Origin of the sequence: Streptomyces xinghaiensis S187, assembly GCF_000220705.2 — a bacterium.
Lineage (GTDB): Bacteria > Actinomycetota > Actinomycetes > Streptomycetales > Streptomycetaceae > Streptomyces > Streptomyces xinghaiensis.
Genome location: NZ_CP023202.1, coordinates 7069598 through 7091494, shown reverse-complemented (window position 1 = coordinate 7091494; position 21897 = coordinate 7069598). Strand labels below are relative to the sequence as shown.

Annotated in this window: 21 protein-coding genes and 1 CRISPR repeat array; of the genes, 4 read left to right on the top strand and 17 right to left on the bottom strand. The window is 70.2% G+C overall.

Going from position 1 to position 21897, the window contains the following annotated elements; translation table 11 throughout:
• Positions 1–49 precede the first annotated feature (49 nt).
• The 6 genes from SXIN_RS30450 to SXIN_RS30425 all read right to left on the bottom strand — a co-directional run bounded on the left by SXIN_RS30450 (position 50) and on the right by SXIN_RS30425 (position 5621).
• On the bottom strand, positions 50–1144 hold the full coding sequence (locus SXIN_RS30450; protein WP_019712038.1) for a helix-turn-helix domain-containing protein: 1095 nt from the start codon (positions 1142–1144) through the stop codon (positions 50–52).
• Positions 1145–1187: 43 nt separating this feature from the next.
• A complete protein-coding gene (locus SXIN_RS30445; RefSeq protein WP_039824606.1) occupies positions 1188–1424 on the bottom strand; it encodes a hypothetical protein in 237 nt (78 codons plus the stop codon).
• Positions 1425–1951: 527 nt separating this feature from the next.
• Complete coding sequence (gene tpg / locus SXIN_RS30440) at positions 1952–2509, bottom strand: telomere-protecting terminal protein Tpg (RefSeq protein ID WP_019712036.1); 558 nt, start codon at positions 2507–2509, stop codon at positions 1952–1954.
• A gap of 5 nt (positions 2510–2514) precedes the next feature.
• The gene (tap, locus tag SXIN_RS30435; RefSeq protein ID WP_019712035.1) at positions 2515–4749 is read right to left on the bottom strand and encodes a telomere-associated protein Tap; all 2235 of its coding nucleotides are present in this window, start codon (positions 4747–4749) and stop codon (positions 2515–2517) included.
• A gap of 229 nt (positions 4750–4978) precedes the next feature.
• Positions 4979–5212, bottom strand: coding sequence for a hypothetical protein (locus SXIN_RS30430; RefSeq protein ID WP_157916366.1), 234 nt, complete (start codon positions 5210–5212; stop codon positions 4979–4981).
• 16 nt (positions 5213–5228) lie between these two features.
• Positions 5229–5621, bottom strand: coding sequence for a type II toxin-antitoxin system Phd/YefM family antitoxin (locus tag SXIN_RS30425; protein ID WP_019712033.1), 393 nt, complete (start codon positions 5619–5621; stop codon positions 5229–5231).
• Positions 5622–5872: 251 nt separating this feature from the next.
• Between SXIN_RS30425 and SXIN_RS30420 the strand changes: the two genes are divergently transcribed.
• The 4 genes from SXIN_RS30420 (at position 5873) to SXIN_RS30400 (ending at position 11625) form a co-directional block, all read left to right on the top strand.
• Positions 5873–7168 carry an ATP-binding protein gene (locus tag SXIN_RS30420; protein ID WP_039824601.1) on the top strand — a complete coding sequence of 432 codons (1296 nt, stop codon included), beginning with the start codon at positions 5873–5875 and terminating at the stop codon, positions 7166–7168.
• Positions 7165–8229, top strand: a complete 1065-nt coding sequence (locus tag SXIN_RS30415) for a tetratricopeptide repeat protein (RefSeq protein ID WP_019712031.1) — start codon at positions 7165–7167, stop codon at positions 8227–8229. Before SXIN_RS30420 ends, SXIN_RS30415 begins: the two co-directional genes overlap by 4 nt.
• A 237-nt stretch (positions 8230–8466) precedes the next feature.
• The gene (locus SXIN_RS31430; protein ID WP_019712030.1) at positions 8467–9306 is read left to right on the top strand and encodes a hypothetical protein; all 840 of its coding nucleotides are present in this window, start codon (positions 8467–8469) and stop codon (positions 9304–9306) included.
• 1167 nt (positions 9307–10473) lie between these two features.
• A complete protein-coding gene (locus tag SXIN_RS30400) occupies positions 10474–11625 on the top strand; it encodes a three-Cys-motif partner protein TcmP (protein WP_019712028.1) in 1152 nt (383 codons plus the stop codon).
• On the opposite strand, the gene SXIN_RS30395 is transcribed toward SXIN_RS30400, so the two are convergent.
• The 11 genes from SXIN_RS30395 to cas1e all read right to left on the bottom strand — a co-directional run bounded on the left by SXIN_RS30395 (position 11603) and on the right by cas1e (position 21861).
• Positions 11603–12370 carry a DUF5131 family protein gene (locus SXIN_RS30395; protein WP_019712027.1) on the bottom strand — a complete coding sequence of 256 codons (768 nt, stop codon included), beginning with the start codon at positions 12368–12370 and terminating at the stop codon, positions 11603–11605. The genes SXIN_RS30400 and SXIN_RS30395 overlap by 23 nt on opposite strands.
• Positions 12371–12769: 399 nt before the next feature.
• Entirely contained in the window at positions 12770–13147 is a 378-nt protein-coding gene (locus SXIN_RS30390; RefSeq protein ID WP_019712026.1) for a hypothetical protein, read from the bottom strand.
• Positions 13147–13389: a hypothetical protein gene (locus tag SXIN_RS30385; protein WP_019712025.1), complete on the bottom strand. Its 243-nt coding sequence runs from the start codon at positions 13387–13389 to the stop codon at positions 13147–13149. Before SXIN_RS30385 ends, SXIN_RS30390 begins: the two co-directional genes overlap by 1 nt.
• Positions 13390–13790: 401 nt before the next feature.
• Entirely contained in the window at positions 13791–13985 is a 195-nt protein-coding gene (locus SXIN_RS30380; RefSeq protein ID WP_019712024.1) for a hypothetical protein, read from the bottom strand.
• Between the two features lie 432 nt (positions 13986–14417).
• Positions 14418–15086 (bottom strand): hypothetical protein, encoded by a 669-nt coding sequence (locus tag SXIN_RS30375; RefSeq protein WP_019712023.1) that lies wholly within the window; start codon positions 15084–15086, stop codon positions 14418–14420.
• Complete coding sequence (locus SXIN_RS30370; protein ID WP_019712022.1) at positions 15083–15631, bottom strand: RNA polymerase sigma factor; 549 nt, start codon at positions 15629–15631, stop codon at positions 15083–15085. Before SXIN_RS30370 ends, SXIN_RS30375 begins: the two co-directional genes overlap by 4 nt.
• A gap of 1016 nt (positions 15632–16647) precedes the next feature.
• Positions 16648–17127, bottom strand: a complete 480-nt coding sequence (locus SXIN_RS30365) for a diadenosine tetraphosphate hydrolase (RefSeq protein WP_019712020.1) — start codon at positions 17125–17127, stop codon at positions 16648–16650.
• A gap of 181 nt (positions 17128–17308) precedes the next feature.
• Positions 17309–18247, bottom strand: coding sequence for a hypothetical protein (locus SXIN_RS30360; RefSeq protein WP_019712019.1), 939 nt, complete (start codon positions 18245–18247; stop codon positions 17309–17311).
• Between the two features lie 102 nt (positions 18248–18349).
• Entirely contained in the window at positions 18350–18529 is a 180-nt protein-coding gene (locus SXIN_RS33120) for a hypothetical protein (RefSeq protein ID WP_420341079.1), read from the bottom strand.
• Between the two features lie 141 nt (positions 18530–18670).
• A CRISPR array of direct repeats spans positions 18671–20588; the repeat unit is 29 nt; unit sequence CGGGTCACCTCCGCTCGCGCGGAGAGCAC.
• A gap of 18 nt (positions 20589–20606) precedes the next feature.
• Positions 20607–20918 carry a type I-E CRISPR-associated endoribonuclease Cas2e gene (gene cas2e / locus SXIN_RS30355; RefSeq protein WP_019712018.1) on the bottom strand — a complete coding sequence of 104 codons (312 nt, stop codon included), beginning with the start codon at positions 20916–20918 and terminating at the stop codon, positions 20607–20609.
• A 25-nt stretch (positions 20919–20943) separates the two neighbouring features.
• Positions 20944–21861, bottom strand: coding sequence for a type I-E CRISPR-associated endonuclease Cas1e (gene cas1e, locus SXIN_RS30350; protein ID WP_039824684.1), 918 nt, complete (start codon positions 21859–21861; stop codon positions 20944–20946).
• Positions 21862–21897 lie beyond the last annotated feature (36 nt).

The window sequence follows — 21897 nt, the reverse complement described above, 5'->3', positions numbered from 1 at the left end:
GCGCTCGTCCCGCTGCTGCCCGGGCAAAACCCCCGCCCCCCGGTACTGGTCAGACCACACTCCGCACCCCGCTATCGGCTTCCGTACCGGTCTCCCGCGATCTGCCGCACATCCGGCAGGACCCCTGGGCGGAGTCCACGGAGCGGGAGTTGCCGTACTCCGATCCGCCGGCAGACCCGCACGTCGCGCAGTGACCGGCCCACAGCGCTTCCGCCCCGGAGCCGGGCACGGCTGGTACCCGCGCCCTGGCCAGGGCCTGGTCCGCTTCGGGGGGCGTCCCGGCCGGCACAGCGGAGTCTCCGTCGCGGCCTGCCGACTGAGGCGGGGAAGCGCACTCACGGCATCCGTGCCCCTGCCGGACGGAGGCGAGACGAAAGCGGCCGACCAGGCCGCAGTCCCGGCACCGGGCCGTCCATGGTGCGGTGGCAGATCCGGAGAAGGACTCGGCCGGAATCAACCGGGCTTTCAGCATGATCTCAATGGCCCGGCGTCGACCCGCCTCGCCACGCCACCTGCGCCGTTCCTCGGCCCTGGCCTCTGTCCTGGCCTTCGCTTCCTCCTTCTCTTTGACCTTGACCCGGTGGTAAGCCGCGACCCAGACCTCGTACCCGTTCTCCTTGACCCGGCACGCGTGCAGGTATGACCGCAGCTGCTCCACTCTGCTCGGCAGCTGCCGGCGGTGGGCGATCCGGTACGCGGCGCTCTTGGACAGGAACGCATACTGCGTCGACACCTGCTGCTGGCCAGCCGTCCGAGCTGCGGCCTTGTCCGCCCGATCCTGCATGCCTCGGGGGGAGGGGCAGTTGTCCTCCTCCCACACCCGGGCCAGCGCCCGTCCGAGTTCCTCTCTGGTGCTCACCAGGCCCGGGTGCGGGGCCTGGGTCAGAACGCGACGCTGCCGTCCGGGAGGTCGGGTGGCCTCGGTGAGGAGATGTTCTGCCTCCTCCGGGTCGAGACCGAGCTTGGCAACGTAACCCTCAACGACGTACTTCTTCGGCGTGGAGACTCCGGCTTCGGCCCGCTGGACGGTCGACTCGGACGTGCTGAGGACGGCGGCTGCCTGGGCCTGGGTCAGCCGCCGGGCGGCGCGGCTGCGGCGCAGAGCGCCTGCCAACCGGCCCACGGCGCTGCCGGGGTCCGGCACCTCCTTGAGGCGCCGAACCTTCCGATCACGAGGCACGGTGCCGTCAGGACGACGCCGGCAGCTCAGCCCAGGCCGACCGCAGGAGCCCGAGCAACTTCCCGGTCGTGCAGGCCCACACGATGACGGCCCCGGCGAGTCCGGCGCAGCCAGTGATGAGCACGGCGGTGAGCGGCTTCACGCCCGTGATGACCAGCACCGCCACGATGAGGACCATGACCCCGATGACACCGGCCTCCGAGAGCGCCAGGTGCGGTCGTGGGCCGCCCGTGAATTTCGACATGTTCACCTTTCTGCAATCGCGTTGCTGTGCGGCCCTGCCTCATCGGCAGGGCGGCCTGGCTCCAACCAGGTTGTGCCGCTCGGCGGTTGACTCGCCGTGTCGCGGTAACAGGAATGCTGCCATCGGGTGACCGCGCGTCATGACCAATCCCGGACTTTCCTTCAGGCACGTCCCACCCTCAAACTTGTCGCGCTTAGTACAAAAACCGGTCCAGCTACGAGGACCGTTGGCCAAAGGGTGGGGGTTCTCCGCAGCGATCGAGGCGCTGACCATGGCAGTAGCGGGCTCGCTCACTCGTGCCCATCTCGAGGAGCACCACAGCTCACCGGGTGATCACGCAAACACCCAGAAGCGGACCAGATCGGGTTGCTTCCTTCAACCCCGCCCTGGGACTATCCGGCTACGCCCCTGCACCGCATGGCTCCAACCAGGTCGTTCAGGGACAGCGTGCGGATTCGGGTTGACTCCGGGGCCGCAGCAACGAGCCGGCAGCCCAAGGCTGCCGGCTCGTTCGCGTCCAGGTGCGCCTACAGGTCGAAGTCGAGATGCTCGATGTCGGTGAAGCGGACTTCCTCCAGGCTTCCGGCGCGGCGGCCGCCGTCCTGGAAGTACACGTCCTTGAGCGCTTCGGCGGCGATCTCCTGCAGGCGCTGGTCGCCGACGCCCTGCTGCTGGGCGTCGAAGAGCCGGGCGGCGTACTGCGGAGGCAGCGCGATGGTCAGGTGCCGGACCCGGGCGTCGTCAGTGGAGCCGACCGGCGCGGTGTAGCCGATGCGGGCCCGGGTGTCGATGACGATGCCGCCGGTGGTCGCCGCCCTCTCTCGGGCCTTGGCGCGGACCTGTGGCTGCCACCGCTTCGTCACCTCGTTCTCCAGGCGGGCGGCGAGGTCCGGGCGGGGCTTTTTGATCTGGCCCTTCACGTACCGTTCGACGGTGCGCTGGGAGACCCGCAGCATCTGGGCGACGGCCCGGGTGCCCTTGAGCTGCTTGACCAGGTATCGCATCTGCGCGCCGGCCGACTTCGGGATCGGGCGCGTGAACGCCCGCTGCACCGCCTTGTCCAGGCCTTCGCCGAACATGCTCATCCGGTCTACTCCCCGTTGTCCTGGCCGGTGACCTGGCCGTCCTTGATGTACCGGGCCAAGTTGAGGTCCTGGCCGTACTGCTCATGCAGGCCTTCGCCCCACAGCACGCTCTGGGTACCCTCCCACTTCACCAGCCCGGGGTTCACCCCGAGTTTGAAGCCGCCGGGGAGGGGATTGCCGGCGCGGTAGGGCAGGAAGTCCAGCGGGCTGGTCCCGTCGGCCGCGTAGACGGCGCAGTCGGAGAGGATCGCGACCGGGTACTGGCCGGTGAACGCGGCGTGCTTGACGATCTTGCGGTGCATGTTGATCCGGGTGCGGGAGATGACGGCCGCGCGGATGTCCGGGCGCCACGTCGGCCGGGACAGGGCCCGCCACGGCTGGCCCGGTTTCCAGCCCTCGCCGCGGGGCCGCTCACGGAGCTTGCCGATGCCGCCCTTGACGGTCGCCTTGATCGCGGACACCACGATCGCCAGTTCCGGGTCGCGCTGCCGGTAGCCGTCCATCGCCGCCAGGAACTCCTCCGGCGGCAGGTCGGCGGTGACCCCGAGGTCGGCCATCGTGGCGATGTAGGCGTCGCGCAGCCGGTTGTACCAGCCGTCCAGGTAGCGGCCGTTCTCGTGCCGCACCCAGGCCTCGGCGGGGTGGACCTCGTAGCCGAGTTCGACGGCGTAGGCGACGGTTGGTGTCGCGTACCAGGCTGGGCCCTGGGGGCGCTCGCCCTTCGGGGTGAACGGGCTGGGCAGCAGGGCGCCGTCCAGTTCCGTCCATTCCTTGCCGACCTTCACCTTCGACAGGTCGACGTGGGAGAGGTCCACCAGCCAGGCGCCGGGCAGCTTCGCATCGAAGGCCGGCTGCTTGAGATGCGTCGGCTTGCCGAGGCCCACGACCAGGCCGTTGGCTCCGGCGGCGAAGGCCATGTTCACGTCGATGCCCACCAGGTTCCGGCGCAGGCATTCGGCGTCGGTGAGCGGACGCGCCCAGTCATAGGCTTCCTCGAACAACTTCTCTGCGGGGCCGCGGACGTGGAACCGGGGCAGGTCGGCGAGCAGCGGGTGCCCGTCGGGGGCCTCGCACGGCGCGCAGTCCACGGGGTCCGTGCCCAGGCTGCCGGGGTTGTGCTCGGAGTGCCGCTTGCCCGTCGTGTCCGGTGCGGAGGCGCGGGTCGGCGGGTGCAGCGCGGTCATCAGCTCCAGGCCGGTGACGGCGGTCGACCCGCGCGGCGTCATCACCCGGGAGGCGTACGTGCCCAGGACCCGGGCGAGTTCCGGCGGCGGAAGCTGGGCGGCCTCGCCCCAGTGACGGGAGTCGAGCGCGTGCCAGGAGGGGATGCACAGCTGGACGCAGGCGCGTTCGGAGCCGCGGGCCGGGCGGTAGATCCGCGCCCACGGCCCGAAGCCGCGCTTGGTGAGCTTCCACTCCGCGCGGGCCAGCTGCTTGATGACCTTGTGGCCTTCCGGGATCCGCCCGGCGAGCCGCTCCTCATCGGTGAGGGTCACGGGCAGGCCGTAGCGCTCGCACGCGGCTTCGGTGAGTACGAGCAGTGGGTCTGAGTCCTTGCCCGGCCCGGACAGCTTCGGCGCCCCGAGCCTTGCTTCCTTGAGGGTCCAGTCCACCAGGGCCGGGAGCGACTTCGCGGGTACGTCCAGGACCAGGCCGCCGACGCAGTACGCCAGCACCTGCCCGCCTTCGACGTCGACGACCGCGAGCGGCCCGTTCTCAAAACGCGCATCACCGCCACCAGCCGGGGTGCCGGCCGGGGTCAGCTTTCTCGCCGCCGTGCGCCGTGGGGGCGACGACGTTCTGGTTGTCCGGGCCGGCCGCGGCCCGGCGACCGGGGCAGGCGGAGGGGCACCGCCGGCGGTATGGGGCTGGGCGTTCTCCGCCGTGGTCACCGCCTCGGTACCAGGGGACTTGACCGGCGTTTCCGGTGCCGGGGTGGGGGCAGCGGTGAAGGTTTCCGGCGCCGCGGTCTCCCGCGCAGGCGTGGCGCTTTCGACGGGGGCCGGGTAGAGCTCCGCGAGCTGCGCCAACAGTCGTGCATACGCATTGCGTTCCGGCGGCCGCGGCTCGGTCTTGCCGGACTCCCAGCCGCTGACCGTGGCCCGGCGCACTTTCAGAGCGGCGGCCACTTCATCGACCGTCAGGCCGTGGGCCTTGCGCAGTCGCTTGCGTTCCTCCGGCGGCGGCAGCGGGGCGCGGGACGCGATAAGAGCGTCGACCGCGTCGAACAACTCGGACATGGGGACCTCCACCGACAGCCTAGCGCACACATCGCGTACGTTTTGCGACCTAATTCCGTACGTTCTGCGTTCCCTGGCAATGCAGGTGTCCCGTGTCATCGCGTTCGACGGCGTGCCACCCGAGGCCCGCTCGGGGCGGTGCTTTGGCTGCGGCCATGCATCCGCAGTTTCTCGCCTCCGGCGGGGTCGCTACGCCCACAGGCCGGTGGGGGCGCTCAAGCCAGCCCTCTCAGCGCTCCTCTGTGGGAGCGATCTCGGCCTCGTACAGGGTGGCGACTTCCCGCATCGCCGACGCACGGGTAGCGCGAACGAGGAATTGCTGCACCGCCCGAGCGAGCTGCTTCTCCTCGCCAGCGGTCAACCCGGCCGGGATGTCGTTGGCGAGGCGAGCAGCGGCGTCAGCGATGTCCTGGGCTTCGCGGGCGAGAACGGCGTGCTCGCGGTTGAGCATGCTGGCGGTCATACGGGCCGCCTGGGACTCAGGCATGGTCTGCGTTTTCGGTGGCGTCGCGTTCGGCGGTCCTCACGTCGTGGGGGTCAAGCAGGACGTTAACTTCGGCTTCGCCGTTTGGCCCGAGGTCCCATTGGACGGCGACAACGAGCCAGAAGGAGTCCTCGTCCTCGTCGTTGAAGAGGCGGAACGTGTCCCCGATGCGAGGTACGGCGGGGAGAGCGCAGGGCCGGCCGTCCTCGTCCCCGACGAACAACATGACCTTCACGTTGCCGGCGGGCTGTACGGCGTGGGCGGGGCCGATGACTGCCACGGTCCGGCCGTGCCGGGTGAGGTGGGTGACTTGGCCAGTGGTGCGGGCGTGATCGGCGATGTCGCCAAGTCGTGCGCGGGCGGCCTCAATACCCAAGGTCTTCTCCATGAACAAACCTTAAGGACTGTAAGAAACGGGGGTCAAGGTCTTCGCCTGCGCCTGCCAGGCGCCCCGATGCGGGCGGAGGTCTGCCGTTCAGTGCGACTCGGTGGTTGCAGGCCGCGTCCAGCACTTCCTGCGGCGTGCCGTCCACGCACACCGGGTGCATCCGGTATGACCACGGAAATGATCACCACGATGACGCCTGCGGCCCTGTACCGGCACCGCCGCTGTCGTGCGGCCGTCATAAGCTGTGCGCCATGGGGGCGGATTCTTCTTTGATCCAGAGTTTGCGTACGGCAGTTGAGGCGGCGCCCGGTGACGTCCCGCTGCGCCTGCATCTCGCGGAGCTGCTGCTGGCCGCGGGGCAGTCCGACGCGGCGGTCACCGAGGTGGCGGTCGCGCTGCAGCACGCGCCGGGCGACGCACAGGCCCGTCAGCTCATGGCCCGCGCCATGGGCGCACCGGCTCCAGCGCCGGCGCCGGGGACCGCCACGGAGCCCGAACCCGCGCCGGCGCCTGAGCAGGGCGCGGCATCCGCGGCTGGCTCTGAGGCGCGGGAGGGTTTCGACTGGCGGGCCGCAGAGGACCAGGTCGGTGATGTCGTCCCGCCCCGGTTCGTCGAGGCTCCGCTCACCGTCGACGGCAGCGGGGACCCGGGGGACGCCTCCGCCTGGGACGTGGACGCGCCCGGTACCGTGCGGCTCGCGGACGTCGGCGGGATGCAGGAGGTCAAGGACCGTCTGGAGGCCGCGTTCCTCGCGCCCCTGCGCAATCCCGAGCTGCGGAAGCTGTACGGCAAGAGCCTGCGCGGCGGGCTGCTGCTGTACGGTCCGCCCGGCTGCGGCAAGACCTTCATCGCCCGCGCCGTCGCCGGGGAACTCGGTGCGAGTTTCCTGTCCGTGTCGGTCAGCGATGTGCTCGACATGTGGATCGGCAACTCCGAGCGCAACATGCACCAGGTCTTCGAGGTCGCGCGCCGTCAGGCGCCGTGCGTGGTGTTTCTGGACGAACTGGACGCGCTGGGTGCCAAGCGCAGCCGTACCCACCACAGCGGCATGCGCAACACCGTCAACCAGTTGCTGACCGAGCTGGACGGCATCGACCCGAGCGCCAATGAGGGCGTCTTCGTGCTGGCCGCCACCAACGTCCCCTGGGATGTGGACATCGCTCTGCGCCGCCCGGGCCGCCTGGACCGGACCCTGCTGGTGCTGCCTCCCGACACCGCGGCGCGCGAGGCGATCCTCCGCTATCACCTGCGGGACCGGCCGATCGAGTCGGTCGATGTGGGGAAGCTGGCCAAGATCACCGAAGGGCTGTCCGGGGCGGACCTGGCGCATCTGTGCGAAGCGGCGGCCGAGAGCGCGCTGCTGGACTCCGCCCGCACCGGGACCGTCCGCATGATCGGCATGAAGGACCTGCTGAACGCGGCGAAGGCCGTCGTGCCGTCCACCGAGCCGTGGTTCGCCGCCGCCCGCAACGTGGCGATGTTCGCGAACGAGGGCGGGATGTACGACGACCTGGTCGCCTACCTGAAGCGGAAGCGCAAGCTGTGAGCCTTCACCCGCTGACCCAGCAGGCGGGCGCGCTGATCGAGCTCGGGCGGTACGAGGACGCCAAGTCCCTGCTCGCCCGCCGCCTCGCGGAAGACCCCGGCGAGGTGCGCGCCTGGACCCGGCTGGCGCGCTGCCACATGAACGCCGGTGAGCACGGGGAGGCGCTCGCCGCGCTCGACGAAGGGCTGAGGGTCGCGCCGGAGGACCTCGACGCGGTCGACCTGCGCGCCCGCGTCCTGCGCAGCCTGGGGCGCCGGGACGAGGCGCGGCAGGCCGCGCGCGAGGCGGTTCGCATCGATCCCCAGTGGTGGGGCGCGTACGCGCTCCTGGCGGAGCTTCTGTGCTTTCCCCCGAACCCGGACACGTGGGGCGAGGGTGTCTCCATGGCCGAGGAGGCGGTACGTCTCGCCCCTGAAGAGGTCGGCGCGTACGAGACGCTGTGGAAGCTCGCCGCAGTGGCCGGGAACGACGAGGTGACGGACGCCCTCGAGCGCCACATCCTGTCCCTGGACCCCACGCACGAGCTGGCCCTGTCCCAGCAGACCGCCAAGGCCGCGAAGACCCCGGGTGTGAAGGCGTCCCAGGCCGCCGGCCTGTATGCCGACGCACTCGCCGCTGTCCCCGGATCGTCGTCGCTCAGCAGAGGACTCGATCAGGCCACCTACCGACTGCTGCGCGGCTTTCGGTGGCTGGCGCTGATCTGTCTGCTGCTCGCCGGCGCGATGGTGAACCTCTTCCCCGCCGAGGGCGAGGCGCCGGAGCTGCCGGTGTCCCTCGCCACCCGCGTGTGGGTCGTGGTGCTCATGTCGGCGATCTGGGCGTTCGGCGCCTGGCGCCGCTACCGCAGACTGCGCGCGGGCGTACGGCTCAACATCCGCTCCCTGGTCCGCCGCGGCTTCTGGGCCCGCATCGTGCTGGCCCAGGCCGCCTGGGCCATGCTCTGCGCACTGCTGATCTCACAGGTTCCGTGGAGCGACCGCCCGATTCCCCAGATGCTCTTCTGGGCCGGCATCGCGCCCATCGCGGCCACCGTCTGGTTCGACCGCAAGAAGCGGAAGTGAGGAGTGGCAGCCTCGGCGGACCAGGCGGCCGCGGCCAGGGCGGCTACACCAAGGCCTCGGTCCGGTTCCCGGTAGCGCACGCCAGCCCGGCCGGCCCTTTCCTGTCCGCAGCGGTGGGGCACTCGCGGCTTCGGTCCATGTCTCCATACCGACGACGTGGACATCGGCTGTAGGTCCGCGACTGATCGCCATACGGCAGACCATCAGGGTTGGCATGCTGGGCGGATGTTACGACGCATGAAGCCCCGTGCGCTGGGCGCGTACCGGTATTGGTCACAGCGCAGGGTCGAGGAATTCGCCGGGGCGAACGGGATCGACCTCAGCCGCAAGAAGCACGCCTACACCAGCCCGCAGATCCCGTGCGTGGGGCAGTGGCAGATCACCAGGGAGCGCACGGAGCGTACCCGGTACGAAATCACCCAGCAGATCACCAGAAAGGTGGGGCACATCGCGGACAGGGCTCTCACCGAACCGCCGCGGGCGTGGGTTGCCTCCGGTAAGGGGGAGGTGGAGTTCGCCCTCTACTCAGGCGCGGCGCCCCGCCCTGAAGTTCTCCTTCACACCCGTGACCGCGATGCCGCCGGGCGGCGCGTCGACGTCATTCTGTTCGGGAGCCTCGACAACACCGGCTACCGCCCGGGCGACGCGGAAGGCCCAGGACACACCCCGTCGTCCTGGTGGGCCGTGCGGGACCTTCTGGCTTCACGCGGGCGCGAGCACGGATGGGGCGACGACGAAGAGATGGCCGTGGAGGCCCTGGCTATCGCGCTCGCCCCTGGAGAAGGGGGCCCCCGCGCAGAAGGGGAGCCAAGGGAGTCCACCCTCGACAGGATGGCCGACTGCCACTGGTGCGCAGAGGTCTACCTGGACATCGAACTCGACCACGACCGGTGGCACCCGATCGGTGAACCCGGCATGGAGGACGTCCACCGCATCGTTGTGGGGGCACCGATGTGGGCCCGCGTCGGTGGCCAGGTGCCCATCCGGCGGCCGCACCGGTGGTGGTCACACCGCCGGAGACCCTCGAGCGGGAGCGCGTCGAATGCCGGGAGTAGGAGGCCCTCCACCCGGCCGTGACGTTTTCGAGGGGCCGGGCCTGGAACGCACGGTGTTCTGCCACCGGAGAAGCCTGAAACACATGAAGCTTCCGCCTTGGCCGAACGGAACCCGCCTTTCCCTCAGCAAGGCTTCGGGGAAGCGCTGAACGAGCGCCTCAATCGGCCGGTCCGAGAGGTGTGCCAACCACGGGGCATGGCACACCCCCCGCCTTCTGGGAGGAAACCACCCGCGAAGTCACGAACGGAGGGTCTCCCGTGGCGTGGTGAGGGTTACCAGGTCGGCCTCCACCGGTCTCAGCGCCGGGTTTCCCACCACAGGATGATCAAGGTTACAGCGCCGCTGCCGAGCTTGTAGGCCGCGCCCTGCAGAAACTGGGACGGGAGGTTGTGACCACGGCCTCCTGCCCGTTTCCGCAGGTAGCAGATGGTGTTGGTACGCCACCTGTCCATGCGGGCCAAGTGCTTGGGCCGGCGTTTGGCGTTACTCTCCTCCATACGGAGTTCCTCTCGTGATGAGCATGCTGGAACACCGCGCAGGGAGCCCTCCCAACTCAGTGGCCTAGGAAACCCGTTGGGGACCAGGGCTCTTCTGTGCGTTCAGGGGAGTCTAGCGACGGGTCTTAACGCCCAGAACCCTCGCCACTTCTCGCCGGAGGAGTGCGACACCGAGCGAAACCAGGGGAACCCCAGGGAAACCGCGCGACCGCAGCATTTGTGGCGAGCATCACAGATTGGTTCGGTCTGGTGGCTCCGCGTTATCGGCGGGTGGAGTCGTGACTTCGGACCACGAGGCGGCGATTGGGCGCTGGACGGTGATGCACGAGTTGGCCCTGATGCCAGCCAGGCGGTTGACCCCTCGAGGCCGCCGGTTGGTGCGCCGGCAGGGCTGAACCGGTCCCGCGCACGTACGTCGCGACGGCTCCCAGAGGGCGAGGAGACTGTCCGAAACTTCGGAGCTGAGAGCGTCGTCAGTGACCTGTGCAGCCGGTGCCGCACCGCCTGCGTCCCAGGCAGGTGAGGTGGCGCAAGTGCAGGCAGGAGACGGCAGCGCGGTGGCCGCCCCTGGCGGCGACTGCCACTGGAACGGGACCGCTGTCGTCGCCGTGCGGCTGACGCCCTCTTCCGGATTACTGCGCGTTATCGGACAATCACGGCGTTGCCCGGTGGTGGAGTGGGGGAGGGCGTTGTGGGGGTGCTTTGGAAACTGGAGCCGGCGACGGCGGCCAAGCATCGGCTCTACCAGCGGTACCTGGATGCGTGGTGGCCGATCCTGCTGCAGACCTCGCAGCGCACCGGGTACACCCGTCCCCGGGTGACGTTGCTGGACGCGTTCGCCGGCCCAGGCCGGTACGAGGGCGGTGAGCCCGGCTCGCCGGTGTTCATCCTGGACCGCCTCTTGCACCACAACGCTGTCGAACGGATGCACCTGAGTCCGCAGCGGGTGCATTTGGTCTTCATCGAGAAAGACCGCGCCCGCTACGAGCACCTGATTTCCGAACTCGCGGGCCGGTTCGGCCCGCTGGACCGGCTGCCGGTGCGGGTGGAGGTCCGGCGCGGGGAAGCCGGGCGGGACAGCCTGCCGCTGCTGACGGAGCTGGGTGCCTGGGGTCATCCGATTCTCGGGATCTTCGACAGCTGGGGCAGCGTGAACGTACCGCTGGAGGTGATGCAGCGGATCGCCTGTAACCGATCCAGCGAGGTCATCACCACTTTCGGGCCGAACTGGTTCAGCCGCCGCGAGGAACTCAACGCGGAGGTCCTGGACACGGTCTTCGGTGGCCGTGACCACTGGAGGCCGGCTGCCGAGGAAGCGCGGCCGGATGAGCGGTGGCGGGCCTGGCTGGGCACCTACCGCGCCGCGCTGCAGCGGGCGGGCTTTGGCTACCAGCTGCAATTCCAACTGGTCCCTCGCACCGGGCAGCCTCTCTACCTGGTCTTCGGCACCGGCAGCGACGCGGGATTGAAGGCGATGAAGGAGGCCATGTGGAAGGTCGACGATCGCGACGGTGAGAGTTTCCGCGATCCGCGCACCCGTGGAGCCGAGGCGATCGGGCAACTCGATCTCTTCCAGGCCGGCGGAGCTCTCGACCCGGAGCTGCAGGAACTGGTCACGCAGCGACTCAAGCTGGGCAGCGCCACGGTGGAGGCGCTGGGTAGATGGCTGCTGACCGAGACGGCCCGCTGGATGCCCACGCACGCGCTGAGGGCAGTACGGCTGATGCGCGAGGACGGCTCCGTCGTCGTCCAGTCGGCAGGCAAGCTGACCGGCAAGAGCCAGGTCGGTCTGCCGGCCGCGGCCGACGCGGGCTCCATGCTCAGGCGGGCGCCCGGTTCCTGACCGCGGGGTAGTCGCGCACCTGCAGGGCAGCCGGGAACCGCTCGATGTCCTTGTGGTGCGCTTTGTCCCAGCACGAGCCGAGCTGCTTGACGAAGGGCGCTGTTCCGGACCGGCGACACTGCTCGACGATGTCGGCGGCCCAGCGGAGGTCCATCGGCCGGGCACCGGGGCCCGACTCGCCGCCGATGATCGCCCAGTCGATGCCGGAGAGGTCCAGACCCGCAAGGGGCCCCAGGAGTGGCTCGCACGACAGGAACCGCACCGCCGCCGGCACCAGCCGCAGATCGTCCACGCGCGGCAGCTCCTTGGCGGTTTCGACGGATACCCCCATCCACAGATTCGCCGGCCATTCGAGCCGGTCGGCGACCTGCCGCAGCCGCCGCGCCCGCTTGGTCAGGACCTGGTAGGTGTGCTGCGGCGTGGAAGCCATGACGTCGAATACGCGCCGCACGTAGTCCAGCGGGACCCGGGCGTGGAACAAGTCGCTCATGGAATTGACGAACACCGTACGCGGTGCGCGCCAGCCCAACGGCACGGTCAGCGCCTGTGGGTGCACGGTCAGCCCGAAGCCGGGGCCCGAGGTCCGCGGATCACCGTCATTCTGGTACTTCGCCGACCCCATCGCCTTCAACCGCTTGGCCAGCGTGAGGGCGTAGCAGTTGTCGCAGCCGGCCGACACCCGGTCGCACCCCGTCGTGGGGTTCCAGGTCGCCTCGGTCCACTCGATCGAGCTGCGGTCGCTCACCGGTGCCTCCCTCATGCCCGCGGTGAACTGGCCCGCGGCGCGCTGCCTAACGATGCCCGCTCGGCCGGAGTACCGGAGCACATACACCGGAACCGGCCGCTTCCCGATCCCTTTCCACACTCCCCGCATTCGAACCTCTGTATGAATACTGAGGTTCGCGCCACAGACATGCCGGCGCCCTCGCGGCTCCCCGCAGGCGCCAGCCGGCTTCCCGGCGCCGCAGGGCGGGAAGGAGCCTGGCCCGTCACCACGGGGGAAAGGCGACGAGCCAGGCTGCGCCCACGGTGCCACAGGCCAACCGGCCCACGGCAGGCGACCGCTGAACCCTGCGCACCCACCGGCAGTCTGTACACCCCTCTCCGGTGACGCGGCCCCGTCCGGAAGCGGAGGGGAGTGCGCTCAGGTGGCAGTGGGCCAGGAGCGCAGCAGTGCGGCGATCTGCGAGGCGGTGCAGGTGGGGTCGAGCAGGAGGTCGCGCAGGGCGGTGGCGTCCTCGTGGCCGGGCTTGACGGTGACGCCGGAGGCTTCCAGGTACATCACGCCGGTGGCGGCCGCGACGGCGAGGTTGGAGCGCTCCAGCCAGCGGCACCGGCCGAGGGTGTGGACCAAGGCGGCGGCCCGCGCGTAGGGGCCGTTGTAGACCGGCTGCTCCAGGAGCTCGGCCCGGTGACGGGCGCAGGCGGCGACCGGGACCCCGTAGTCGTCCGGGGCGGGGTCGCCGGCGCCGGCGAGTTCGGCGACCTGCAGGATCCAGGGGACGTCGATGTGCAGATCCATCAGGCGGCGTGCGCTCCGGGAGCCTGCTGGGCGCCCTCTGCCTCTGCGTCGTCGAAGACGTGCTGGTGCTCGGCGAGGAAGCGCCCGGCAGCGTCCAGTGCGCGCTGGCGCAGGCCGCTGGCGTCCTCCAGGACCAGCTGGGCCAGGTAGTCCCCGACGGGCAGGCCGCGGTCGGCCGCCCGCTTCCGGGCGAGCTCCGCGATCTCGGAATCGACGCGTGCGCCGAGCTGTGTCTTTGCCATACCCTCACGGTAACAGGTGTTACCTCTCGGTGGTGCATCGCCGCGCGGGTGGCCGTGCCCAGGAGGGGTAACGAGCTCTTTATCCCTCCACCGCAGTGCGGTCTCCGAAGCCATCCCACGGATATCCGCGCCGCTGGTGAGGACGTCGCCCGGCCAATGCTTCGGTAACGAGCGAGCTGTCGTGACCACGGCGAGGACTCGCTGAGATCACCGGCATCCCCGCCGCGGGGTTCAGCGGGGCGCTGTGCCCCCGGGGGGTCCGCTCCCCGCTTGAGCATCGGCGCTTCGCGCGCAGCCTTCACTTATGGCAGCTGCCCGGTCCTCGGTGCGATGCATACCGCAGTGGGGAGTCAAAGCGGCTCGATGCTTCCCACGCCCGGACTGGCCGTTCGGACGGGAGGTCAGCGGCGGGCCACGGCGAATGCGAGCACTGCGAGGAGCAGTGTCACGCCGCCGGTGGCCACGGTCAGGGGCATCGCGAGCGTGGGGTGCTGGTGTGTCACGTAGGCGAGGCCGGCGAAGACGAGGGCGAGTACAAGGGCCAGGAGCAGCCACACCAGGGTCTGGATGCGGTCCCGTGGGTCGGTCGAGTTCATGGTCTTCCTTCAGGATCCGGCGTGCGGCGTCCTCGAACGCAAGAGTGCGGGCAGGGTGGTGCTCCCGATTGGCGGGGAGCTGCAGGTAGAACAGGGCCACCCTGCAGCAGGCGGCTGTTAGCGGCGCAACTCTGGCGCAGGTTCGGCGGCGGGCCCGTCGCGTACTCGCTGTTTCCTCTGGTGCGGGGCAGTTCGCGCCTGCCAGAGAATCCCCGGCTCGTCGGCCGGGTCTCGGTGGGGCCGGAGCGCACCTTGATGCGGTGCTGTGGCCGGCCTTACGGGGCGGCGGACGGGCGGCGCGGCCGCGGTGTGTTCTTCGTTCACCGCTCGCGGCTTACGGGTGCGGTCGCCGGGCTGCCGTGATCGCGGCTTGTGGCAGGGGCGGTCTCCTTCCGCCTGCAGCGTTCGCAGGCGGAAGGAGACCGCCGTCTGTCAGCGGGCCAGGAGGACCTCGGGGAGCTGGTCTTCGTGGAGGAAGGCGTCCAGCACGGCGTCGTGACCTAAGGCGGCCCGGGCGCGGCTGCATGTCGGCGCTGCGGCTTGTCGGGCCGGTCGGGTCGGTCGGGGCAGGTGGTGGTCGGGGTTGAAACCCATGTACCGGCTCATGAGCCGCCAGATGCGGGCGTCGGTGTTGGTGCCGACCGCGGCGTGGTGAACGGCCAGGCAGTGTGCGGCCAGGACGTCGCCGGCACCGGCGGCGAAACGCCACCAGTACAGGGCGCTCTCCCGGCGCTCTTGGGCGTAGAGCAGGCAGGCGAAGACCCGGGCGCCGGCTTCGTCGTAGTCGGCGGCGAAGGCGGCAAGCCGGTCCATGCCGGAGCCGAGGATGGTGTCGCACAGGCTGAGGAGCTCACCGATGAGTTCGGCGGCCGCCGTGCTGCCCGGTGGGGGGCAAGGGTCGGGCAGTCGCCGGGTACGCCAGGTGCGGCCCGGGCGCCGGTGAGGGGAGTGCCCCACGGTTTCCGGAAGGGGCGGCAGATCGGTCTCGGCGATGCGCCGGGCCAGGCGCCGGGTGAAGGCCTCGGTGTCGTGGTCGCTGAATTCCGCGTCCAGGCGCTGCCGTTCGGCACGCAACGCGGCGCGCAGCTCGTTCTCGGTCATGCGGGTTCCCCTGTCTGTGTAGCGGGCTCCAGCAGGTCCTTCAAGCGCTGCCGGCCCAGGCAGGTATTGGTCCTGGCCGCGCTGCGGGAGATGTCGAGGTACTCGGCGATCTGGTCGTAGTCGAGGCCCACCAGGTGTCGCAGCTTGACGCATTCCGCCTGACGCGGGGCGGTCTTCTCCAACTTCTCCAACGCGCGGTCGAGGGCCTCGTAGTGTCGGAGGTTGGCCAGGTCGTCCGCGGTGGGCTGCGTGGGAAGAGACGGGTGCGCGACCAGGCTCTCGTGCTCGCTCCGGCGGGACATCCTGCGCCAGTGGTCGTGGATGGCGCCCCGGAGGATGGTGTGGACGAAGGCCATGGGGTTGGCGTGGGAGAGGATCTCGTTCCACTTCTGGTGCATGCGCAGGCCGGCGTTCAGGACCGCTTCCTCGGCATCGGGCCGGGAGCGCAGGCGGACTTGGGCCCGCCTGAGGAAGTCGCCCTGGTGCTCGGCGAAGAAGGCCTCGAAGTCGGGGGGCAAGCGCCCCGGCTCGGACGGTGCGTTCACCGGAAGCCCTCCCCGGCGGCGGTAACGGTGCCGGGGATCATGTCTCCGGAGTCGGGCGCCGGCGGTCGGAGCGGCAGCGGGCAGTGCAGGCCGGGGATCTGGTCCCGGCCGGGTCGGACGACGGCGGAGCGGTGCTCCGCCACGGCCTGCGAGGCGATGCGGACGGCGCGGCGGACTTCTGCGCCAACGGCAACGGCGGTCAACCGGCAGGCACCGAGCGATGCACGTGCGTACCAGGGCCAGTTCTGCCCCACAGGTCCCCCCTTTCGGTCAATGCTGTGGTCACCGCAAACGCACCATTGCGAATGCGGGCGGGACTATTTCCCACTCGTCATACCGAACAGGGGCCCGGGTGGCGTTAAGCCGACAAGCGGAGAGATCGCGCGGCGCGCCCAGCCGCGAGGCTGCCGGAGCTTCTACCAGCAACAACACCATCACCATGTGTCCCAGATCACAGGAGCCACTGTTGCAAAACCGTTCATTTATTGGCTCCAAGGCGTCAATTGCGGAAAGCGTGCGAAGACTTGCCCAACCGAAGCGGGGCGGCAGATCCACGGCAGTGCACTTACCGATGACATCTGCAAATGCAATTGCATTCTTCCTTGTGAATATGCCCCACTGTGCATCCCGCGGAAAGCTGGAACGGAAGGGAGCCGGACCAGCCGACACCGACTCCGGGATCGGCGGGCACAACGCGCAGAAGACGCCCGTCCCACGGCCGCGCCACTGTGGTGACTCACGCACACATCCACGCGGGGCCGGACCGCTCCACCATCCCCCGGCGCAACCCGCTCCGGCCGCCTGTTCGGAACCCGGAGCCAGTGACCAGGGTGGGGCAGATTTCGCCGCGGCATCGGGTCACCTCCGCCCGCGCAGAGAGCACCAGCCCGTCACGATTGTCGCCCTGCTCGCCACCCAGGAAGCCGCCTGCCCGACGATCACCAACCGCGTTCGTCCCGCTCAGACGCCTCCAGTGAGCATCGGCTGATCGTCACCGATCACCGGGTCCGCAACGGTCAGTTCCCCGAGCGCAGCCGGTCCAGTTCGCTGCCGATCACATCCCGCAGTACGTCGTGCCGCGGCCCGAGCCTGAACTGCTCGTCACTCCACCGTTCACGCGGATAGAGCCACACCGGCTTGCCCACTACGTCAGTCGGCTCCCACTCGAACCGCGGCCAGACATGCGCATGCAGAAACGGGTCTGTGTTCCCCAGAATCTCCAGATTGACCCGGCGGAAAGCCGGGTCCAGCCGCCGACAGGCACGCTCGACCGCTTCACCAAGCTGATCCATGTCGGACAGGAACGACAGCCGCTTCGGCCTCGGCAGGTCCGACAGACGCTGCACATCCGGTTCGTCCACTAGCAGAACCGAGTAACCCGGCAGGAACTGAACATCCCCGATCACCGCGAACCCTGCCGTCAACCGCCGCAGCACGGTCGGGTTCTCGCCCCTCAGCGCAGCCTCGATCCGATCCACCCGCCAGTCACCAGCCATGGGCCAAAACCTATCCCCCGGTGATCAAGGGCCACCCTCCGATCCTCATCCTCCTCACACAGTTCAAAGGCCAAGCAAGTGAGGCGAGGAGCAGCCCCGGTCGCCGAGCCTCGTTCGGACTCCTCCGGACGCGGATCCTCACCCAGCCATGAGCTTCACGGAACTGCGGCCAGAGCCGTTTTCAAAGATGCTCATCACAGCCAGTCGCCATCGACGCGATGCGCGCGAACTCGGGCAACCCGGTCCGCCCACGGCTCGGACCCAGCCACCTCCGTGCAGGCTGCCGACCTGCCTGTGTACCTGCTCCAGCCGCGTCACCCAGGAGAGCCTGGGCAGTGCGCTCCCGGGCGGTCTTGACGGCCGTCGCCGCCGCGGCAAGGGCGTCCGTGCCGGTTGGGTTGGCGCGGAACCACCTGCGGTTCCGCTCGGTCGCGTAGGCACGCCGTGCTTCGGCTTCGGCTTCCGGGGTGCGGCCCAGCCGTCGGAGGGCGCTGCTGCGGTAGTCCGGCAGTAGCTGCTCGACTGCTTGGAGGGCGTTGAAGGCCAGGGCGGATGCCGCTGCTGCCGGGTCTGCTTCCAGTACGCCCGGTTCGATCAGCTCCATGAATTGGGTGCGGGCGGTGTCGATGTCGGCCTGCAGCGTGGCCCCCACGTGGTCGGTGACGGCGGCGATGTCGCTCGGGTCGTCCAGGTTGGCGCACCAGGTGGCCGTGACCAGCCCGCCTTCCACGATCAGTGCCTCGGTCCGGCGCCGGTAGCCGCACGCCTCGCACAGCCCGGCCGCCTGGCCCTGGCCGCAGTCCTCGCACGGCAGTGCCTGGCGGACCGCGTCGGCAGCGGCCGCGGCCGCGCGTTCGCGATCCGCCTGCTCCCGGGCGGCCGCGCGGACTGCCTCCCGGCGGGCCTGCTCCGCGCGGGCTTGTTCCCGCCGCCGCACGGAGTCTTCCGCCTCGATCGCGGCCTGCTCACGCAGCCGGCTCTCAAGGATCTGGCGCCGCTTGCGGTCCCCGAGGCCGGGCAGCTCTTGGGCAAGCTCGGCAGCGGCCTGCGCGCGGCGTGCCCGGCGGAAGTGGATCACATTGCCGCAGGTGTCGCATGCACCGCCGGTGTCCAGCCGCACACCGTCATCACACCGGCGGTCCGAGCACGCCTGACGCTGCACCAAGCCCCGCCGTATCAGCCACGGAAACGGACGGCCGACCAGAGCCTCGCCGCCAGTTTCCTACAGCCGGTCGGCCAGCAGCTGCGGCGCCGCCTCCGACTGCACCAACAGGCCCGCAAGCTGGGCCAGCTCCACCGGGTCACCTCCGCTCGCGCGGAGAACACGGGCCGGGGCGGTGGTCATCCGGATCGTGGTCCGGGTCACCTCCGCTCGCGCGGAGAGCACCTGGTGCTCATTCATACGGTGGTCCTCCGGCGCGGGTCACCTCCGCTCGCGCGGAGAGCACGCCATCCCGATACCGATGATGCCCATGGCGATCGGGTCACCTCCGCTGCTCGCGCGGAGAGCACCTCAGGTACGCCTTCGCAGCGTCGTAGATGTGCGGGTCACCTCCGCTCGCGCGGAGAGCACTCCTGCAAGGGGCGTGGACGGTCCTGTCCGGGCGGGTCACCTCCGCTCACGCGGAGAGCACGCGGCGGCGACGGCCTCGGCGATCCCGCCGTGCGGGTCACCTCCGCTCGCGCGGAGAGCACCCCGCGCGGGGGGACTGATGGGACTCAGGGGACGGGTCACCTGCGCTCGCGCGGAGAGCACCGTCCGGCCGGCCGCGGCCCGCATCATCCGGGCGGGTCACCTCCGCTCGCGCGGAGAGCACAGAGCGACGTCGTCATCGGAGAACAGCTCACGCGGGTCACCTCCGCTCGCGCGGAGAGCACGGCGGCGATGAGGCCGATGACGACGGGGTCGGTGGGTCACCTCCGCTCGCGCGGAGAGCACTTCACGCGCCGGCTGGTGCGGCGGGTCTTGAACGGGTCACCTCCGCTCGCGCGGAGAGCACCCGGCCGCCCCGGACGGACCGGTGAACGTCAGCGGGTCACCTCCGCTCGCGCGGAGAGCACGTCAGCCGCTCGTGCTCGATGACGGGTCCGGGCGGGTCACCTCCGCTCGCGCGGAGAGCACCTCGTCAACCAGCCTGAGATCCCGAACGCCAACGGGTCACCTCCGCTCGCGCGGAGAGCACCGAAGCGGCACGGAGTCATGCACTACCTCGGCGGGTCACCTCCGCTCGCGCGGAGAGCACTCCGCCCTCCGCTGGAGCGATCTGGCCGAGGGCGGGTCACCTCCGCTCGCGCGGAGAGCACCTCGTGTATCCGGTGAGCGCCGTCTCCCCGCGCGGGTCACCTCCGCTCGCGCGGAGAGCACCCCTCGCCGACGTCGTAGGCGAAGGAGAACTGTGGGTCACCTCCGCTCGCGCGGAGAGCACTTCGCCATCGAGCTGCCGGCGGTGGTGCGGACCGGGTCACCTCCGCTCGCGCGGAGAGCACGCCCTCCATCAGGCACTCCCAGACCTGATCGGCGGGTCACCTCCGCTCGCGCGGAGAGCACGCTGTGGGTTCCGCCCGCCGCGATGCGGTCGTGGGGTCACCTCCGCTCGCGCGGAGAGCACTGGTGGAACAGGTCCCGGCCCGTCGCGGACAACGGGTCACCTCCGCTCGCGCGGAGAGCACGCACGAGCAGGCAAGGACACAGTCGCTGCGTACGGGTCACCTCCGCTCGCGCGGAGAGCACGGGCGAGGACCAGCCGGGCGGACCGGCCCAGTCGGGTCACCTCCGCTCGCGCGGAGAGCACGGGTGGAGCGGGACGCGGCGGCGCTTGCTGCCCGGGTCACCTCCGCTCGCGCGGAGAGCACGCCGACCCCGAGGCGCCCGACTGGCCCGTCATCGGGTCACCTCCGCTCGCGCGGAGAGCACCCCCCGGCGCGGTCGCGGAGGATAGACACGTCCGGGTCACCTCCGCTCGCGCGGAGAGCACCGATCTCGGCGGAGAGGATGGTCACGATGTTCCGGGTCACCTCCGCTCGCGCGGAGAGCACCCGAACGTCTCGGCGACGACTGCCGGCGCTGGCGGGTCACCTCCGCTCGCGCGGAGAGCACGCGGCGTTGTCGTTGCGGGCCATGTCGGGGTCCGGGTCACCTCCGCTCGCGCGGAGAGCACACATGACTGTCGGCGAACCGCTGCGCCCGCGCCGGGTCACCTCCGCTCGCGCGGAGAGCATGTCCTTGTAGAGGGCGCGGATGTCGTCGGTCGGGTCACCTCCGCTCGCGCGGAGAGCACGGGTCGCCCATGGTTCCGTCGCGGGCTGCGTCCGGGTCACCTCCGCTCGCGCGGAGAGCACCGGGGCCCGGCTGGGTGCTGGCATGGGTGCCCCGGGTCACCTCCGCTCGCGCGGAGAGCACCCGGGGTGGGGGTGCTGGAGGGCTGTGGCGACCGGGTCACCTCCGCTCGCGCGGAGAGCACACTTCCCGACCTGCGCTTTCAGAGGCGGTTTGCCATTTCTTGACTCTCTCTGCGGAAGCCGATCAGGGTCAAGCCGTCGAAGTCCATCGGCTCTCGGCGGCGGGTGCCGGCCGTGCGGAGGGTGAAGCCCTGCTCGTTGTCGTCGGGGTGGGCGAGGACGGCCATGCCGTCTCCGGCGCAGGCGGCGACCGATGTCCAGAGTTCGTCTCGGACGCGGGCTGAGACCGTGCCCACGTACAGCTCTGGTGTCACCTCCAGCAGCCAGCGGCTCAGGGCGCCGCGGAGGTGGTCGGGGATCGCCGTGGCGGAGATGACGATCATTGAGGACATGGGCGGTGTCCCTTCGTGGGCGCGGTCACGGCTCCACTCCGTGGTTGACCCCGCCGGGGATCGCTCCGGCCACCGGGTCCCACAGGTCGACCAGTTGTTCCTCCGGATCCGGGACCTCGTACTCGGTGTCGGGGTCGAGGAGCTGCTGGACGTCGGCGACGATGCGTGGGAGGAGCTTGAAGAGGCGTAAGCCGTCGCGGAAGGAGCGGCGGGCCTCGGCCTCCGGGTTGGTGGAGGCGTGGAGGGAGAACGCCAGCGGGATGGTGAGGTCGGCCTTGTAGAGGTCGGCGATGTCGTAGACGAACGCCTGCTGGTTGCCGTTGTGGATGAAGCCGAGGGCCGGCGAGCAGCCCAGGGCGAGAATCGCCGCGTGGACGATGCCGTACAGACAGGTGTTGGCGGACGACAGGGCCAGGTTGACCGGATCCTGGGTGTCCCAGGATGCGGGATCGTAAGCGCGGCGGAAGCGGCCGATCTTGTACTGCTGCGCGAGCAGCCGGTAGTGGGCCTTGACGCGCTGGCCTTCGAATCCTCGGAGTTGGGCGAGGGTGCTGCCCGAGGGCACGGTACCCGGGCCGAAGCGTTTCTCGTACATGGCCGTGGCGACGGCCAGGCGCCGGTCGTCCTCGGCCCAGGCGCGGGTTTGGCGTTCGAGCCAGGTGGTGGTCAGGGAGTCGGGCAGGGCGGCGGCGTAGCAGCGCACGCCGCCGGAGCCGGTCACGAGGACGGTGGTTCCGTGGCGCGCGAAGGTGGCCAGGGCCCGGGCGGTGATGGAGGTGCCGGGGCCGAGGAGTACGCAGCTGAGGGCGGCTGTGGGCAGGTAGACGGTTTCGGTGCCGCGGTGTTCGCTGGTGACTTCGGCGCAGACACCGGTGTCGTCCTGGTGGATGCGGACGATGTCGAGGTAGAGGAAGGACAGGGAGTCCGCGATGCGCGGCAGCATGGCGACGGTGGGGGCGGCGAGTTTCCGGCGGGCGTC